Here is a 15872-nt window from a genome sequence, read left to right as displayed (position 1 = left end):
CGCGCGACGCCGACCGCTGTCGGACCGTACGCTCCGGTCTCTGGGAGCGACGGCGGAGGAGGCGGACGTGCAGGACGGCGGCACCATCCGGGCCCGCGTCGAGCGCGCGCTCGGCGCCCGCATCGCGGCCGGGCTCGAGCCCGAGGGGGCGCTGCTGACCGTGCCCGTGCTCGCCGAGCGGTACCGCGTCTCGGCGACGCCGGTGCGGGAGGCGATGCTCGAGCTGCAGCGCCGCGGGTTCGTGGAGCCGGCCCGCAACCGCGGCTTCGTCGTCACGGCGGTGGATCCGGCGCACGCGCAGCACGTCGCGGCGGTCCGCGAGCTGCTCGAGCCGCCGGCGATGCGGACGGTCGCCGGCCTGCGCGCCGAGGCGCCGTGGGCCCGGGCGGGCGCCGCCAGGATCGCGGAGGCGGCGGCGGCCGGCGATCTCGAGGACTACCTCGAGGAGGACCGGCGCTTCCACGTCGAGCTGACGGCGCTCGCCGGGAACCCGATGCTCACCGCGGTCGTGGACGACCTCCGGCGCCGCACGCGCCTGCCCGGGCTCACCGCGCTGGTCGGGACCCGGGAGCTCGCCGCGTCGGCGGCCGAGCACGGCGACCTCCTCGATGCGATCGAGGCGGGCCACGAGGACGCCGCCGAGCGCGTGATGCGCCACCACATCGGCCACACGACCGGCTGGTGGGCCGGACGCCCCGAGTAATATATTACTGGCACTCCTCCACGACGAGATCGGACGGCCATGCCCGCGAAGCTCGACCTCGGCGGCGTGATCGTCGCCACCACCCTCCCGTTCCGCCCCGATGACTCGGCCCCTGCCGGCCTCGCGGTCGACTACGAGCGGTACGCCGCGCACTGCGCCTGGCTCGTCGACAACGGCTGCCGCGGCGTCGGGCCGAACGGCTCGCTCGGCGAGTACTCCTCCCTCACGGACGAGGAGCGCCGCCGGGTCGTGCGCACGGCCGTGGAGGCGGTCGGCGACCGGGCGCTCGTCGTCGCCGGCGTGCACGGCGTCGGCTGGCACCAGGCCCGTGGCTGGGCGGAGGCCGCCGCGGAGGACGGCGCCGACGGGGTGCTGCTGCTGCCGCCCACCCTGTACCGGGCGAACCGCGAGGAGGTGCTCACGCACTACCGGAAGGTGGACGAGGTCGGGCTGCCGATCATGATGTACAACAACCCGATCGACACGAAGGTCGACCTGACGCCGGACCTGATCGCGGAGCTGGCCGAGCTCGAGAACGTGGTCGCCGTGAAGGAGTTCTCGCTCGACGCGCGGCGCGTGCGGGAGATCCGGGACCGGAGCGACATCGCGGTGATCGCGGGCGCGGACGACCTGCTGTTCGAGGCGCTCGTCGCCGGCGCGACGGGTTGGTTCGCCGGCTACCCCAACGCGTTCCCGCGGGAGGCCGTGCGGCTGTACGAGCTGCTCGCGGCGGAACGCGTCGCGGAGGCGAGGACGCTGTTCGAGGAGATGGCGCCCGTCTTCTCCTGGGACTCGAAGACCGAGTTCGTGCAGGCGATCAAGTACTCGATCGACGTCACCGGGGAGAGCACCGGCGGCCCGACCCGGCCCCCTCGCGGCCCGCTGACCGAGGCGCAGCGCGCCGTGATCCGCCGGGACACCGAGCGCGCCCTCGCCGCGGGCGCGGCGCTGCGCACCGCCTCCCGATGATCCCGGCCCGCCGCATCCGCGCGGTCGACTCCCACACGGAGGGGATGCCGACCCGGGTCGTGCTCGACGGGATCGGCGAGATCCCGGGCGCCACGATGAACGAGCGGCGGCTCCACTTCATCGCGCACCTCGACCACCTCCGGCACTTCCTCATGGACGAGCCGCGCGGCCACCCGGCGATGAGCGGCGCGGTCCTGCAGCGCCCGACCCGGCCCGACTGCGACTGGGGCGTCGTCTACATCGAGGTCTCCGGCTGCCTGCCGATGTGCGGCCACGGCACGATCGGCGTCGCGACCGTGCTCGTCGAGGAGCGGCTGGTGGCGGTCGTCGAGCCCGTCACGACGATCCGCCTCGACACCCCGGCCGGCCTCGTGGTCGCGACCGTCGCCGTCGACGAGGGCCGCGCGACGTCGGTGACGATCGAGAACGTGCCGAGCTGGACGGACCGCCTCGACGCGGTGATCGAGGTGCCCGGGCTCGGCGCCGTTCCCTACAGCCTCGCCTTCGGCGGCAACTTCTACGCGCTCGTCGACCTCGACGCGGTCGGCCTCTCCTTCGACCGCGCACGGCAGCGGGACATCGCGGACGCCGGGCTCGCGATCATGAACGCCATCAACGAGCAGGCGCCCCCGCACCACCCGGAGATCGAGGGCGTCGACCACTGCCACCACGTCGAGCTCATCGCGCCCGGCTCCGACGCCCGCCTGTCCCGGCACGCGATGGCGATCCACCCCGGCTGGTTCGACCGCTCCCCCTGCGGCACCGGGACGTCGGCCCGGATGGCCGAGCTGCACAGCCGCGGCGAGCTGCCCCTCGGGCAGGACTTCGTGAACGAGTCGTTCATCGGCAGCCGCTTCGTCGGCCGCCTCGTGGCGGAGACCGAGGTCGCCGGCCGACCCGCCGTCGTGCCGACCATCACCGGACGCGCCTGGATCACGGGCCGCGCCGAGTACGTGCTCGACCCGACCGACCCGTTCCCCGACGGCTTCGTCTTCTGAGGATCGGCTGACAGGTGCACGGGAGCCCGATCCCTCCGTGCACCCGCCCTCGCTAGCGTTGCGCTCGGCGACACGCCGACAGCCCGACCCTTCAGGACCCGCGAGGAGCACGGATGGCCAAGAGCAGCAAGAAGAAGTCCAAGAAGAAGGACGAGGAGGAGCGGCGCAAGAAGGCCGCCGCGAAGGCGAAGGCCAAGGCCGCCGCGAAGGCCGCCGCGCTCGCGGACGACGCGAAGAAGGCCAGGAAGGCCGCCGACAAGGCCGTGAAGGCCGCGGACGCGGCGCAGGCGAAGGCGGTCGCCGCCGGGGCGCCCGCCGCCAAGAAGAAGCCGGACGAGGCCGAGCTGCTCCGGCTCGCCCTCCGCAGCACCGAGGCGAAGCTCACCGACGCCGAGCGCCGGGTCGAGGCGCTCGAGCGCCAGATCGCGGACTTCCACACCCTCGACGACCAGGTGCTCGAGGAGACCGTCGAGGACGCGATCGTCGACGCCGCGGTCGAGGCGACCGTCGCCGACGCGGTGCTCGACTCGATCGAGGCGGACCCGGCCTCCGAGGCGGAGGCGGTCGAGGCCGTCGCGATCGAGCTCGACGAGATCGTCGCCGCGACCGAGGCGGAGGTCGCCGACGACGAGCCGTCGCACGAGGGCGAGGCGGCGGCGGCCGCCCAGGTCTTCCAGGAGTCCGAGGCGCCCGTGACGGCCGAGGAGCTGACCCCGCCGCTGCCCGAGGAGCCGGCCGACGACGAGCCGAGCGAGTCGTGGACCCTGCTCCGCCTCCGCGCCGAGGCGAAGCGCCGCGGCCTCACCGGCACCTCCAACCTGCCGAAGGCCGCCCTGCTCGACCGCCTGCGCGGCGCCTGACCCGCCGCGGCGCTCCTCGGCACCGGGCGAGGAGCGCCGCGCGGCGTCACACTGCGATCGCCGGAGCCCCGCCGGCCGTAGCGTGAGGCGATGCATCCCTCCACCGTCTCCGCGCCCCCGGTCATGCCGGGCGTGGTCGACTCGGTGCTCGACCTCATCGGGGAGACGCCGGTCGTGCGCCTCCGCCGGATCGCGCCGCCCTCGGGCGCGCAGGTCCTCGTCAAGCTCGAGGGCCGGAACCCCGGCGGCAGCGCCAAGGACCGCCCCGCGCTCGCCCTCGTGCGCGACGCCGAGGCGAGCGGGGCGCTGCGGCCCGGCGCGCCGATCGTCGAGTCCACGTCGGGCAACACCGGCATCGGCCTCGCCCTCGTCGGCCGCCTCACCGGGCACCCGGTCGTGATCGTGCACGGCGGCACGATGTCGCCGGAGAAGCTCGCGCTGCTGCGCCTGCACGGCGCCGAGCTCGTGGAGGCGGACTGGACCGCGGGCCCCGAGAACCCCGACAACCCGCGCGCCGTCGCCGACCGCATCGCCGCGGAGCGGGGCGGGTGGCGCAGCCAGCAGTACGACAACCCGTCCAACCCGGGCGCCCACTACCGCTTCACCGGCCCGGAGATCTGGCGCCAGACGGGCGGCGCGATCACGCACCTCGTCGCCGGCATCGGCACGGGCGGCACGATCTCCGGCACCGGCCGCTACCTGCGCGAGGTGTCGGAGGACCGCGTCCGCGTCATCGGCGCGAACCCGGCCGGCTCCACCTACGGCGGCGGCCCGGCGGACGTGATCCGCGTCGAGGGCGTCGGCACGACGTGGCCCGCGAGCCACTGGCCGAAGAACCTCGACCGGGGCGTCCCGCACGAGATCCGGACCCTCGCGGACGACGTCGCCTTCGGGACGGTCCGCCGGCTCGCGGAGGAGGAGTCGATCCTCGTCGGCCCGTCCTCCGGCCTCGCCGTCGGCGTCGCGCTCGAGATCGCGGCCGACCTCGACGAGCGGCACGTCGTGCTCGCCGTCGCGCCCGACTCGGCCACCAACTACCTGACGGAGCTCTCGCGATGACCGTGCACTTCGGCTGGTTCCTCGGCGCGGGCTTCGGCGTGCAGGGCTGGGGCGACCCGACCTACGGCGTCGGCTACGACTGGACCCAGCCCGCGATCTACCAGGACGCCGTCCGCGCTTTCGAGGGCGCCGCGTTCGACCTCCTGGTGATCGAGGACGGCGTCGCGGTGCCCGACACCTACCGCGGGACCGCGGAGGTCAACCTCGCTGCGGCGCGCTTCGTGCCGAAGCACGACCCGCTCCCCCTCGTGCCGTACCTGCTCGGCGCGACCTCGCGCATCGGCATCGTGCCGACGCTGTCCGCGAGCTTCTGGGAGCCGTACACCGCCGCCCGCCTGCTCGCGACGCTGCAGCACTTCGCGCACGGCCGCCTCGGCTTCAACGTCGTCACCTCCGGCTCGGACCTCGCCGCCCAGAACTACGGGCTCGACAAGCAGGTCGAGCACGACCTCCGGTACGACCGCGCCGACGAGTGGGTCGACGTCGTCCGCGCGCTCTGGCGGAGCTGGGAGCCCGGCGCCGTGCTCGAGGACACGGTGGGCGGCGTCTACGCGGACTTCCGCAAGGTGCACACGATCGATCACGAGGGCCGGTTCTTCCGCGTCCGCGGCCCGCTGAACACCCTGCCGCCCGAGGAGGAGCCGGTGATGGTGCAGGCGGGCGCCTCCGGTCGCGGGCAGGCGTTCGCGGGCCGGCACTCCGACGTCGTGCTCGCGCTCGCCTCCACGCCCGAGCGCATGAAGGCGCACCGGGACCAGGTGCGGCAGGCCGCCGCCGACGCCGGCCGCGCGCCCGACTCGATCACCGTGCTGTTCGTCGTGAACCCGATCCCGACGGCGAACGCCGAGGAGACCGCCTCCGTGCGCGCCGCGCGGGCCGAGCTGACGCAGGCCGCGATCGACGAGCAGCTGCAGTCGATCTCCTACCTGACGAACGTCGACTTCGCCCGGTTCGACCTCGACGCGCCCCTGCCGTCGTTCGAGACGAACAGCAACCGCGGGACGCTCGAGAACTTCGTGAAGAGCGCGCCCGCCGGCTCGACGCTGCGCGAGGTGCTCGCGGCGCGGGCGAAGGCGGACGGGCTCGCGATCGTCGGCACGCCGACGGAGGTCGCGGACCGGCTCGGCGAGCTCGCGGAGGGCAGCGGCGCGGACGGCTTCCTGTTCACCGGGCAGGTCCATCCCGCGCACGTGCACCGCACGCTCGACCCGCTCGTGCCCGCCCTGCGCGACGCCGGCCTCCTGAAGCGGGAGCTGACGTCGACGACGCTCCGCGGCAACCTGGCCGCGCGCTGACATGGCGCACCCCGGGAACGGCGTCACGATCGCGACCGAGCCGCTGCTCGCGGAGGAGGTGCTCGCGATCGCCGCGGGCGCGTCCGTCCGGATCGGCGCGGCCGCCCGGGCACGGCTCGCGGTGTCGCGGGCGGTGCTGCTCGAGGCCGTGGAGCGCGGCGACGCGGTGTACGGCGCCACGCGCCGGCTCGGCGCGGGCGCGGACGACCCCGTCGACGAGCAGGCGGCGTTCCAGCTGCAGGTGCTGCGCAACCACGCCGGTGCGATCGGCGACGCCGTCGACCCGCTGATCGTCCGCGCCGCGATGACGGTGCGGGTCGCGCAGTTCGCGCTCGGCGGCAGCGGCGTGCGCCCGGAGGTCGCGGAGGCGCTCGTGGGCCTGCTCTCGGCCGACGTCGTGCCCTTCGTGCCCGACCGCGGATCGGTCGGCATGGCGGACCTCGCGCTGAACGCCGCGGTCGCGCTCGTGCTGATCGGCGAGGGCGCGGTGCTCGCGGAGGACGGCTCGGTCGTGTCCGGCGCCGAGGCGCTCGCCGCCGCCGGCCTCGTGCCGCTCGAGCTCGAGGTGCACGAGGCGCTGTCCCTGCTGAACACGAACGCCTTCACCCTCGGCTCCGCCGTGCTGGCGGACCCGCGCCTCGAGGAGCTGGGCGAGCTCGCCGACCGCTGCCTCGCGCTGTCGCTCGAGGCGGCGGGCGCGCACCGCCCGTCCGGCGACCTCGGCCCGTACTCCTCCACCGTGTTCGACGACGTCGAGGGCGGGGGCGCCTGGCGCTCCGCCGTCACCGTCCGCGAGCTGCTGCAGGGCTCGTTCCTCCACGACGCGGACCGCGAGCGGCGGACGCAGGACGAGCTCGCCTTCCGCTCCGCGCCGCAGGTGCACGGCGCGCTGGCGGAGCGCGCCGAGGACCTCGCCACCGCCGTCGACGACGCGCTCGTCGTGCGCGCGGAGAACCCGCTCGTCGACGTCGGGACGCGCTCGGTCGTGCCGAACGGCAACTTCACCCTGCTCGACCTCGCGCTCGGGCTCGAGTCCGTACGGCTCGCGCTCGCCCACCTCGGGCGGCTGACCGCGCGCCGCACCGCCGTGCTCTCCGCGCTCGCGCGGCCGCTCCGCGCCGAGGGCCGAGCCGGCATCCCCGGCCTGCTCGCCTACACGGCCGCCGAGCGGCTGAACGACCTCAAGCGGCTCGCCGCCCCGGTCACCCTCGACGACGTCGTGCTGTCCGAAGTCGAGGACTACGCGACCTGGGGGTGGACCGCCGCGCGGACGACGCACGACGCCATCGACGCGGCCACCGACCTGCTCGCGATCGAGGCCCTGCACGCCGCGTCGCTCCTCCGCGGCACCGCGCTGCGCCTCGGCGACGGAACGGGCCCGCTGGTGGCGGACCTGGCGGCGCTGCTCGAGCGCGGCGGCGGCGCGGAGGAGCTCGTGCGGGGCGCGGCGGAGGCGCTCGCCGGGTCCTGACCCCGGGTCAGCAGTCGCAGACCGGCGACGACACGGGCGCGGTCAGCGGGTCCGCCGCGCGCACGAGCGGGCCGGCGTCGGTCTCGACCGGCATCCCCTCGCGCGCCCAGTACTCGAAGCCGCCGAGCAGCTCGCGGACCGACCATCCGCCGCGGGCCAGGGCGAGCGCCGCCTTCGTCGCGCCGTTGCAGCCCGGGCCCCAGCAGTAGACGACGACGGGCAGGTCCCGCGGGATCACGCCCGCGGCGGACTCCGCGATGCCGGCGCCCGGCAGGTGCAGGGCGCCGACCGCGCGGCCCTGGGCCCACGCGGCGTCGCCACGGGTGTCGACCAGCACGAACCGGTCGCCCGCGAGCTGGGCGGCGCGGACGTCGGACGGGTCGGTCTCGAAGCGGAGGCGGGCGGCGAAGTGGGCGACGGCGTCGGTCATGGGCGAGGACGCTACGCAGGGCGGGAGCCCGGCTGAAGGGCCGGTCGACGGCGTCCGAGGCGAGGCGCCGCGGATCCCACGGCATACTGCCGCGGTGACCGCTCGATCCCCGTTCGTCGCCGACCGCACCGATCGCGCGATCCTCGCGGCGCTGCAGGCCGACGGCCGGCGGAGCACCGCGGACCTCGCGCGCGACGTGCGGATGTCCGCGAGCGCGGTCGCGGAGCGGATCCGGCGGATGGAGGAGGCCGGCGTGATCCGCGGCTACCGGGCGGTCGTCGACCCGGAGGCCCTCGGCTACGCGGTGCTCGCCCACCTCCGGCTCCGCTACCCGAGCAGCAGCTACGGCCCGCTCCACGCGCTGCTCGCCGAGATCCCGGAGGTGCTCGAGGCGGACCACGTCACCGGCGACGACTGCTTCGTGCTGAAGGTCGTCGCGACGTCGATGCGGCACCTCGAGCAGGTCACCGGGCGGATCGGCGCGCTCGGCTCCGTGACGACGTCGGTCGCCTACTCGAGCCCGGTCGTCGCGCGGCCGATCACGCCGCCCGTCGCCGGCTGACCCGGTCCCGGCGGACGCGGCGCGGGCTTCGTGAACCGCAGGTAGGCGGCCTCGTCCTGCGGCACCGCCGGGTCGAAGTCCGGGGTCCAGCCGTGCCGGAGGTAGAGCGCCACCGCCTCCGGCTGCTTCGCGCCCGTGGTCAGCTCGAGACCGGTGTAGCCGAGCTCGGCGGCGCGCGCCTCGAGCAGGGCGAGCACCCGGCCCGCGAGGCCGCGGCGCCGACGCCCGGGATGCGTCCACATCCGCTTCAGCTCGCCGAGCGGCCGCCCGTCGTCCCCGGCGCCGCCGCGCTTGACCGCGCCGCCCGCGACGAGGACCCCGTCCTCGAGCAGCGCCAGGAACGCGCCGCCCCGCTCGGCCGCGAACGCCTCCGGCGGGTAGCGGGTGAGCTCGGCGGAGGACGGCACGCCGTCCGTCGGCGCGTACCGGGCGTCGTAGTCGCGCGCCAGGTCCTCGATCAGCGGGCGCAGCACCGGGTCGTCGGCGGCGACCCACCGCACCTCGTCCGTCACGGGGACGACGCTACCGACGCGCGTCGACGATCCGGAGCGCGCCCCGCACGGCCTCGAGCGTGACCGGCAGCGGGCCGAAGCGCTCGCCGTCCGCGTACGTCACCGGCGCCGGCCCGCGGTCGTCGACGTCGATCGACACGACCCGGCCGCGGACGATGTCGACGTGCTCGTCGTCGACGTGGGTGCCGCGGAACACGCGCGGGAGGAGCCTGAGGAGCGCCCGGCGCGACAGCGGCGCCGCGACGAGGACGTCGAGCAGGCCGTCGTCGACCCGCGCGTCGGGCGCGAGCCGCATCCCGCCGCCGATGCTCGCCGTGTTCCCGACGGTCACGAGGACCGCGTCGAGGTGGCGGGCGTCCCGGTCGATCACGACGCGGTAGCGGCGCGGGTGCAGGCGGGCCACCTCGAGCAGCACCGCGGCGACGTACCGGGGCGTGCCGGACAGCCGCGTCATCCGGTTCGCGCGCTCGTTCACGGCCGCGTCGAAGCCCGCGGAGAGCATGCCGACGAACCAGCGCCCGGTGCTCACGCGCACCGCGTCGACCTCCCGCACCGGCGGCGCGTCGCCGGCGAAGGCGCGGACCAGGGCGGCGATCGCGGCGTCCGGGTCGTCGTGCGGCAGGTCGAGGCAGCGGGCGACGTCGTTGCCGGTGCCCGCGGCGACGATCGCGAGCGGCACCCCGGTCTGCGCGAGCGCGTTGACCGCGACGTGGACCGTGCCGTCCCCGCCGACCGCGACCACCGCGTCCGGGTCGGACGCGAGCACCCGGCGGAGCGCCGCCTCCATCTCGCCGTCGGAGCCGGCCGTGAGCTCGTCGACCTCGTGCCCGGCGCCCGTGAGCGCCGTCACGGCGCGACGGCCCGCCGCACCGGCCCGCCCCCCGCCCGCCGCGGCGTTCAGCGCCACCACGAGCCGAGCCACGGGGGAAGTGTGACAGGCCTGGGAGTTCTCGATGCGGGGCTTGCGCGAAGCGGCCGGGGACCTCACCGCCGCCTCGCGGGAGGGGTTCGGGACACTGGCGGCATGCGTGCGATCGTCTACTCCGAGTCGGGCGGCCCCGACGTCCTGCGCCTCGTCGACCGGACCCCGCGCGAGCCGGGTCCCGGGGAGGTGCGGGTGCGGATCCGCGTCTCCGGCGTGAACCCCACCGACTGGAAGTCGCGCGGCGGGACCGCGCCGGGCGGCGAGCAGGTGCCGAACCAGGACGGCGCGGGCGTCGTGGACGCGGTCGGCCCCGGGTCCCGCTTCGCGGTCGGCGACCGCGTCTGGGTGTGGGACGCGGCCTACCAGCGCGCCGACGGGACGGCCCAGGAGCAGGGCGTCGTGCCCGAGCGCCAGGTCGTGCTGCTGCCGGACGACGCCTCCTTCGACCTCGGCGCCGCCCTCGGCATCCCGGCGCTCACGGCGCACCTCGCGCTGCGCGCCGCGGAGGAGACGCCGCTGCCCCTCGCGCCGGGCGAGCTCGCCGGGCGGACCGTGCTCGTCGCGGGCGGCGCGGGCGCGGTCGGCCACGCGGCGATCGAGCTGGCGGTCTGGGCCGGGGCGCGCGTCATCACGACGGTCTCCTCCCCCGCCAAGGCCGCGCTCGCGCGGGCCGCGGGCGCGCACGAGGTCGTCGACTACCGCGCGGAGGACGCGGCCGCCGCGATCGGGCGGCTCGCGCCCGAGGGCGTGCACCTCGTGGTCGAGGTGAACCCGAACGCGAACGCGGAGCTCGACGCGCAGGTGCTCGCCCCCGGCGGCGTGATCGCCGTCTACGCCACCGACACCCCCGAGCCCCTGTCGTTCGCGGTGCGCCCGTTCATGGGCAAGAACCTCCGGTGGCGCTTCCTGCTCACCTACACGGTGCCCGAGGCGGAGAAGGACGCCGCGGTCGCGGGCGTGCAGGCGGCGGTGGCCGCCGGCGTGCTCCGCGTCGGCGAGGAGGCGGGCCTGCCGATCACCCGCTTCCGGCTCGAGCGCACGGCCGACGCCCACGAGGCGGTCGCCTCCGGCACCACGGGCAAGGTCCTCATCGACGTCAGCGAGGACGGGGCCTGATCCCGAGGCTCGCTGGCGCTCGCACCTCGATCAGCGGGGATCTCGCCCGCCCTACCAGTGCGTGCGGTGGCGCTCCTGCTCCACGACCGCGTCGAGGTCGGCGAGCCGGTCGAGGCCGGCGAGCGGCTGGTTCATGCGCGGGTTGCCGCGGAACCGGTCGCGGTGCCGCTCGAGGAACGCCCAGTACCCGGCGGTGAACGGGCAGGCGTTCTCGCCGACCCGCACCTTCGGGTCGAAGCGGCAACCGCCGCAGTAGTCGGTCATCCGGTTGATGTAGGCGCCGCCCGCCGCGTAGGGCTTCGTCGCGACGACGCCCCCGTCGGCGTGCAGGCTCATCCCGACGACGTTCGTCGGCATGACCCACGGGGTGCCGTCGACGAACGCGCCGATGAACCACTCGCTCGTCTCGGCCGGCGACCACCCGCGCTCGAGCGCGAAGTTGCCGAGCATCATCAGCCGCTGGATGTGGTGCGCCCAGGCGTGCTCCCGCACGTCGCCGATGACCGACGACAGGCAGTTCGCCTCGATCGCGCCCGGGTCGAGCTCCCAGAACGAGTCCGGCACGCGCTTCCGCGCCTGGAGCGCGTTCCGGTGCACGTACCGCTCCCCCAGGTGCCAGTAGAGGTGCCACATCCAGTCGCGCCAGCCGATGATCTGGCGGACGAAGCCCTCCACCGAGTTCAGCGGCGCCTTCCCGTCGGCGAACGCGTCGAGCGCGGCGCCGACGACCTCGCGCGGGTCGATGAGCCCGAGGTTCATGGGGGCGGAGAGCAGGGAGTGCGACATCGTCCAGTCGGCGGAGAGCGTCGCGTCCTCGTACGGTCCGAACGTGGGCAGCCGGTGGCGGACGAAGTGGTCGAGCGCGGCGCGCGCCTCGTCCGCGGTCGCGGCGAACCGGCGCGGCCCGTCCTCGCCGGTGAAGCGGACGACGCCCTCGCGCTCCCAGCGGTCGAGATCCGCGCGGACGCCCGCGTCGATCTCGTCCTCCTCCGGCCACCAGGGCTCGGGCAGGTCGAGCCGGTCGCGCTTCGGGGGCGGCTGCCGGTTGTCCGCGTCGTAGCTGAACCGGCCGCCGACCGGCTTCCCGGCGCGGGTCATCAGGATGCCCTCGCGCTGCCGGACCCAGCGGTAGAAGCCGTCCATGACGAGGCCGTGCTCGTCCTTGTCCCGCACCCACCCCGCGAAGTCCGCCTCGCTCGTCACGAACCCGCGCGACGGCAGCACCTCCGCGCCGAGGGAGCGCACGAGCCGCCGCGCGCCGTAGGAGGTCGGGTCGACGGCGACGAGGTCCCGGCCGGCGAGCGCCTCCCGGAACGTCGCGGCCCGAACGAGCTCCGCGCGGTCGCCGAGCTCGGCGGCGCGGTGGCGGATCGCGGACAGGTAGAGGTGCGCCTTCTGCCGGTGCGTCGGCCGCTTGCGGAACGCCGCGACGGACTCGACGAGCAGGATCGGCTCCTCCTCGTCGTCGAACAGCGGGCCGAGCTGCTCGCCGAAGAGGATGCGCTGCCGTGCCATGGCCGGGACGCTAGCGGGCGCGACGCGCCGCTCGCCCGAGTGCCCAGACGACGGGGGCGCGGGGCGCGGGGCGCGGGGCGCTCAGGCGGCGGCGATGAGCACGACACCGGCGGTGGCGGCGCCGAGGCCGGCGAGCTGCACGGCGTGGAGGCGCTCCCGCAGCACGAGCAGGGCGAGCAGCACCGTGCCCGCCGGGTAGAGCGCGATCAGCACGCCGGTGACGGACAGCAGGCCGAGCCGGGAGGCGAGCAGGAAGAGCAGGTTCGCGGTCATGTCGCCGACGCCCGAACCGATGACGAGGGCCGGCGGAGCACCGCGCGGGGCGAGGGAGCGGCGGCCGACGAGCGCCACCGCGCCGAGCAGGAGCAGGGAGGCGGCGCGCGCCGACGCGGTCGGCCAGAACCCGCTGTCGTCGGCCGAGCGGGCGAGGAGCACGAAGAGCAGCCCGAACCCGGTGCCCGCGAGCAGGGCGCCCGCGACGCCCGGCCCGCGCAGGGCGGCGGGGCCGGGCAGCCGGCCCTCCTCCGCACTGACGAGCAGCACCGCGCCCACCGCGAGCACGACGCCGACGAGCGCCAGCGGCCGCGGCCGCTCCCCCGCCGCGAGGCCGCCGACCACCGGCACGATCGCCGACATCACGGCGGTCAGCGGCGCGACGACGGTCATGGCGCCGACCGCGAGGCTGCGGTAGAAGACGAGCAGCGCGACGCCGCCGCACACCCCGGCGCCGGCGCCCCACGCGAGCGACGGGCCGTCGAGGCGGCCGGGCACGACGACGAGCAGCACCGCGACCGGCGCGAGGCTCACGAGCTGCCCGCAGAACACGACGGCGAGCGCGGGCGCCCGCCGGCTCGCGAGGCCGCCCGCGAAGTCGGACGTGCCGTAGACGAGCGCCCCGAGCAGAGCGAGCAGGACGGACACCGCCCCGACCGTAGGCGGTGCCGGTGGCGTTTCTCTCAGCCCCTGCGGATCGCGCGCACAGCGGACGCTGGGAGGTTCACGGCGTGACCGATCAGCTGACGTTCGACGACCCCCGCACCCGCTTCCCGAAGATCGATCCGCCGAAGCGCCAGATCCAGGACGAGCCGGGCCTGCAGTCCGAGATGAAGCCGACGCCCGACATGGGCGAGGCCACCTACCGCGGCACGGGGCGGCTCACCGGGCGGAAGGCGCTCGTCACCGGCGGCGACTCCGGCATCGGCGGGGCGACCGCGATCGCGTTCGCGCGGGAGGGCGCGGACGTCGCGATCGTCCACCTGCCGCAGGAGCAGCCGGACGCGGACCACGTGCTCGAGCAGATCCGGGCCGCGGGCCGGCGCGGGGTCAGCATCCCGGGCGACCTGACGGACGCCGCGTTCTGCCGCGAGCTCGTCGCCACCGCGAACCGGGAGCTCGGTGGGCTGGACGCGCTCGCGATCGTCGCGGGCAAGCAGATCACCTCCACCGACCTGACCGAGCTGCCCGACGAGCAGTTCGTCGAGACCTACGAGGTGAACGTGTTCTCCGCGTTCCGCATCGTGCAGGCGGCCGTGCCGCTGCTGCCGCCGGGGTCGACCATCGTGCTGACCGCCTCGCTCGAGACGTACCAGGCGTCCCCGGAGCGCATCGACTACGCGAGCACGAAGGCCGCGATCAACAACCTCGGGAAGGGCATGGCGCAGCAGCTCGCGGAGAAGGGCGTCCGCGTCAACGTCGTCGCGCCCGGGCCGACGTGGACCGCGCTGCAGGTCTCCGGCGGCATCCCGAAGGAGGAGATCGCCGACTACGGCTCCGACACCCCGCTGGGCCGCGCCGCGCAGCCGGCGGAGATGGCGCCGGCCTACGTCTTCTTCAGCTCGCCCGAGTCGAGCTTCGTCGTGGGCGCGACCCTCGCGGTGAACGGCGGCACCCCCACCCCTTGACCCTGATTCCGTTTTGAAGGAGTACTTCGCGCAGGCGGACGAGAACTCCTTCAAAACGGAACGTGATCGCGCGGGGTGGTCTCGAGTCCCTCGCCCGGGAACCTCCCTCCGCCGGGAACACCGGCGGTGGGGCCCAGGCCGTGGGGCCCATCGCTGCGCTCGCACCTCGACCGGCGGCGGCGGCTCGCTACGGGCGGAGGGTGCGGAAGGCGCTCGTCACGTAGGGCATCTCGATGCGGTCGCGGCCGGCCGTCTCGGGGTGCGTGCCGAGCAGGTCGCGGACGCCGTCGAGCACGCCCTCCCGCTCCTCCGGCGCCAGCGCGATGACGTAGGACCGCGACGCCGCCATCGCGACGAGCTGGTCGACGGTCATCGGGCGGGTCCAGGTCAGGTCGCGCCGCTCGAGCGGGCCGAACGGCGGGTCGACGACGACGGCGTCGCCGTCGATCATCCGCTCGGCGGCGCTGCCGCGGATCACGTCGCCGAGCTCCCGCACCCAGTCCACGTCCGTGTCGCGCACGTTCCAGACGAGGCCCAGCGCGCCGCCGGGCCGCAGCACCCGCGCGGCCTCCGAGGACGCCCGGGGCACGTCCACCCAGTGCCACGCCTGGCCGTAGACGACCGCGTCGGCGGAGGCGTCGGGCAGCGGCAGGGCCTCCCCGGTGCCTGAGAGCGCGCGGGCGGCCGGCACCTCCTCGGCGAGCGTCGCGAGCATGCCCGCGTCCGGCTCGACGGCGACGACCTCGCGGCCGGGGGCGACGAGGGCGGCGGTCAGCTTCCCGGTGCCCGCGCCGACGTCGACGACCTCGCGGGCGTCGCCCACGAGCCAGGCGACGAGCTCCGCCGGGTAGTCGGGCCGGCCTGCCACGTAGTCGCGGGCGGCCGCGCCGAAGCGGCGGCCCGCGAGCGCCTCGTCCCGCTCGCTCACACCGCGTTCCAGAGGTCGATGACGCGGTTGTCGTGCTCGTGGCCGAGCTCGGCGATGCCGGCGGTCGACAGCACGAGCTTCGCGCCGCCCTCCGGCGGCAGGTCGATCCAGGCCGCGGCGAGGGCGCGGAGCACGTGCCCGTGGGCGACGAGCAGCACGTCCTGCCCGGCGTCCAGGGTCGGCTGCGCGCGGGCGATCACCCGCTCGACCCGCACGCGCACCTCCGCGGCGGTCTCGCCGCCGGGCGCGCCGTCGCGCCACAGGTCCCAGCCGGGCCGGTCCTCGTGGATCTCGGCCGACGTGCGCCCCTCGTAGTCGCCGTAGTCGAACTCGGCCAGGTCCTCGGTCGTCTCGATCCGCCCGCCGAAGCCGGCGAGCTCCGCGGTGCGCACGGCGCGCCGCCGCGGGCTCGACAGCACGAGCCGGAAGTCGCGGTGCGCCAGCACGGGCGCGAGGGCGCGGGCCCTCGCCTCCCCCTCCTCGGTCAGCGGGACGTCGGTGACGGAGGTGTGCTTGCCGGTCCGGCTCCACTCCGTCTCCCCGTGTCGGAGGAGGACGAGCTGCGGCGGCTTCAGGTCCGGGTAGGGGTGATGCGGCACGCGGCCGACCGTACTCGCCCCGCCGGGGT

Annotated in this window: 17 protein-coding genes; 10 read left to right on the top strand and 7 right to left on the bottom strand. The window is 75.6% G+C overall.

Features of this window, described 5'->3' with window-relative positions; translation table 11 throughout:
• Nucleotides 1–67: 67 nt before the first annotated feature.
• The 7 genes from D1781_RS08705 to D1781_RS08675 all read left to right on the top strand — a co-directional run bounded on the left by D1781_RS08705 (nucleotide 68) and on the right by D1781_RS08675 (nucleotide 7355).
• Nucleotides 68–703, top strand: a complete 636-nt coding sequence (locus D1781_RS08705) for a GntR family transcriptional regulator (RefSeq protein ID WP_233551202.1) — start codon at nucleotides 68–70, stop codon at nucleotides 701–703.
• A gap of 39 nt (nucleotides 704–742) precedes the next feature.
• Complete coding sequence (locus D1781_RS08700) at nucleotides 743–1672, top strand: dihydrodipicolinate synthase family protein (RefSeq protein ID WP_119481943.1); 930 nt, start codon at nucleotides 743–745, stop codon at nucleotides 1670–1672.
• Nucleotides 1669–2670 (top strand): proline racemase family protein, encoded by a 1002-nt coding sequence (locus tag D1781_RS08695; protein ID WP_119481942.1) that lies wholly within the window; start codon nucleotides 1669–1671, stop codon nucleotides 2668–2670. Before D1781_RS08700 ends, D1781_RS08695 begins: the two co-directional genes overlap by 4 nt.
• A 113-nt stretch (nucleotides 2671–2783) precedes the next feature.
• The gene (locus D1781_RS08690) at nucleotides 2784–3530 is read left to right on the top strand and encodes a hypothetical protein (protein ID WP_119481941.1); all 747 of its coding nucleotides are present in this window, start codon (nucleotides 2784–2786) and stop codon (nucleotides 3528–3530) included.
• A gap of 90 nt (nucleotides 3531–3620) precedes the next feature.
• Nucleotides 3621–4589 carry a PLP-dependent cysteine synthase family protein gene (locus D1781_RS08685; RefSeq protein ID WP_119481940.1) on the top strand — a complete coding sequence of 323 codons (969 nt, stop codon included), beginning with the start codon at nucleotides 3621–3623 and terminating at the stop codon, nucleotides 4587–4589.
• Nucleotides 4586–5884, top strand: a complete 1299-nt coding sequence (locus tag D1781_RS08680) for an NtaA/DmoA family FMN-dependent monooxygenase (RefSeq protein ID WP_119481939.1) — start codon at nucleotides 4586–4588, stop codon at nucleotides 5882–5884. The genes D1781_RS08685 and D1781_RS08680 overlap by 4 nt, the downstream gene beginning before the upstream one ends.
• Nucleotide 5885: 1 nt before the next feature.
• Complete coding sequence (locus D1781_RS08675) at nucleotides 5886–7355, top strand: aromatic amino acid lyase (protein WP_119481938.1); 1470 nt, start codon at nucleotides 5886–5888, stop codon at nucleotides 7353–7355.
• Nucleotides 7356–7362: 7 nt separating this feature from the next.
• Here the strand turns inward: D1781_RS08675 and D1781_RS08670 are convergent, their stop codons facing one another.
• The gene (locus D1781_RS08670; RefSeq protein WP_119481937.1) at nucleotides 7363–7785 is read right to left on the bottom strand and encodes a rhodanese-like domain-containing protein; all 423 of its coding nucleotides are present in this window, start codon (nucleotides 7783–7785) and stop codon (nucleotides 7363–7365) included.
• Nucleotides 7786–7879: 94 nt separating this feature from the next.
• Here D1781_RS08670 and D1781_RS08665 point away from each other — a divergent pair, with 94 nt between their 5' ends.
• Entirely contained in the window at nucleotides 7880–8347 is a 468-nt protein-coding gene (locus D1781_RS08665; protein WP_233551200.1) for an Lrp/AsnC family transcriptional regulator, read from the top strand.
• Here D1781_RS08665 and D1781_RS08660 read toward each other — a convergent pair.
• Nucleotides 8296–8859 (bottom strand): GNAT family N-acetyltransferase, encoded by a 564-nt coding sequence (locus D1781_RS08660; protein ID WP_199706526.1) that lies wholly within the window; start codon nucleotides 8857–8859, stop codon nucleotides 8296–8298. The genes D1781_RS08665 and D1781_RS08660 overlap by 52 nt on opposite strands.
• Before the next feature lie 10 nt (nucleotides 8860–8869).
• The gene (locus tag D1781_RS08655; protein ID WP_158590039.1) at nucleotides 8870–9781 is read right to left on the bottom strand and encodes a diacylglycerol/lipid kinase family protein; all 912 of its coding nucleotides are present in this window, start codon (nucleotides 9779–9781) and stop codon (nucleotides 8870–8872) included.
• A 102-nt stretch (nucleotides 9782–9883) separates the two neighbouring features.
• Between D1781_RS08655 and D1781_RS08650 the strand changes: the two genes are divergently transcribed.
• A complete protein-coding gene (locus tag D1781_RS08650; RefSeq protein WP_119481934.1) occupies nucleotides 9884–10900 on the top strand; it encodes an NADPH:quinone reductase in 1017 nt (338 codons plus the stop codon).
• A gap of 51 nt (nucleotides 10901–10951) precedes the next feature.
• Here the strand turns inward: D1781_RS08650 and D1781_RS08645 are convergent, their stop codons facing one another.
• Both D1781_RS08645 and D1781_RS08640 read right to left on the bottom strand, forming a co-directional pair.
• Nucleotides 10952–12415, bottom strand: a complete 1464-nt coding sequence (locus D1781_RS08645; RefSeq protein WP_119481933.1) for a cryptochrome/photolyase family protein — start codon at nucleotides 12413–12415, stop codon at nucleotides 10952–10954.
• Between the two features lie 81 nt (nucleotides 12416–12496).
• Nucleotides 12497–13336, bottom strand: coding sequence for an EamA family transporter (locus D1781_RS08640; protein ID WP_119481932.1), 840 nt, complete (start codon nucleotides 13334–13336; stop codon nucleotides 12497–12499).
• Nucleotides 13337–13419: 83 nt separating this feature from the next.
• On the opposite strand from D1781_RS08640, the gene D1781_RS08635 reads away from it, so the two are divergent.
• Nucleotides 13420–14316, top strand: coding sequence for an SDR family oxidoreductase (locus D1781_RS08635; RefSeq protein WP_119481931.1), 897 nt, complete (start codon nucleotides 13420–13422; stop codon nucleotides 14314–14316).
• Nucleotides 14317–14503: 187 nt separating this feature from the next.
• Here D1781_RS08635 and D1781_RS08630 read toward each other — a convergent pair whose 3' ends face one another.
• Both D1781_RS08630 and D1781_RS08625 read right to left on the bottom strand, forming a co-directional pair.
• On the bottom strand, nucleotides 14504–15244 hold the full coding sequence (locus D1781_RS08630; RefSeq protein ID WP_119481930.1) for a class I SAM-dependent methyltransferase: 741 nt from the start codon (nucleotides 15242–15244) through the stop codon (nucleotides 14504–14506).
• Nucleotides 15241–15843, bottom strand: a complete 603-nt coding sequence (locus D1781_RS08625; protein ID WP_233551198.1) for a histidine phosphatase family protein — start codon at nucleotides 15841–15843, stop codon at nucleotides 15241–15243. The genes D1781_RS08630 and D1781_RS08625 overlap by 4 nt, the downstream gene beginning before the upstream one ends.
• Nucleotides 15844–15872 lie beyond the last annotated feature (29 nt).

Source organism: Amnibacterium setariae (genome assembly GCF_003581425.1).
Classification (GTDB): Bacteria; Actinomycetota; Actinomycetes; order Actinomycetales; family Microbacteriaceae; genus Amnibacterium; species Amnibacterium setariae.
This window is presented reverse-complemented; position numbering and strand designations above follow the sequence as displayed.

Coding starts and splice junctions, on each gene's coding strand:
- D1781_RS08685 (WP_119481940.1), top strand. CDS start 3,621: ATGCATCCCTCCACCGTCTCCGCGCCCCCGGTCATGCCGGGCGTGGTC.
- D1781_RS08675 (WP_119481938.1), top strand. CDS start 5,886: ATGGCGCACCCCGGGAACGGCGTCACGATCGCGACCGAGCCGCTGCTC.
- D1781_RS08650 (WP_119481934.1), top strand. CDS start 9,884: ATGCGTGCGATCGTCTACTCCGAGTCGGGCGGCCCCGACGTCCTGCGC.
- D1781_RS08680 (WP_119481939.1), top strand. CDS start 4,586: ATGACCGTGCACTTCGGCTGGTTCCTCGGCGCGGGCTTCGGCGTGCAG.
- D1781_RS08690 (WP_119481941.1), top strand. CDS start 2,784: ATGGCCAAGAGCAGCAAGAAGAAGTCCAAGAAGAAGGACGAGGAGGAG.
- D1781_RS08700 (WP_119481943.1), top strand. CDS start 743: ATGCCCGCGAAGCTCGACCTCGGCGGCGTGATCGTCGCCACCACCCTC.
- D1781_RS08645 (WP_119481933.1), bottom strand. CDS start 12,415: ATGGCACGGCAGCGCATCCTCTTCGGCGAGCAGCTCGGCCCGCTGTTC.
- D1781_RS08695 (WP_119481942.1), top strand. CDS start 1,669: ATGATCCCGGCCCGCCGCATCCGCGCGGTCGACTCCCACACGGAGGGG.
- D1781_RS08670 (WP_119481937.1), bottom strand. CDS start 7,785: ATGACCGACGCCGTCGCCCACTTCGCCGCCCGCCTCCGCTTCGAGACC.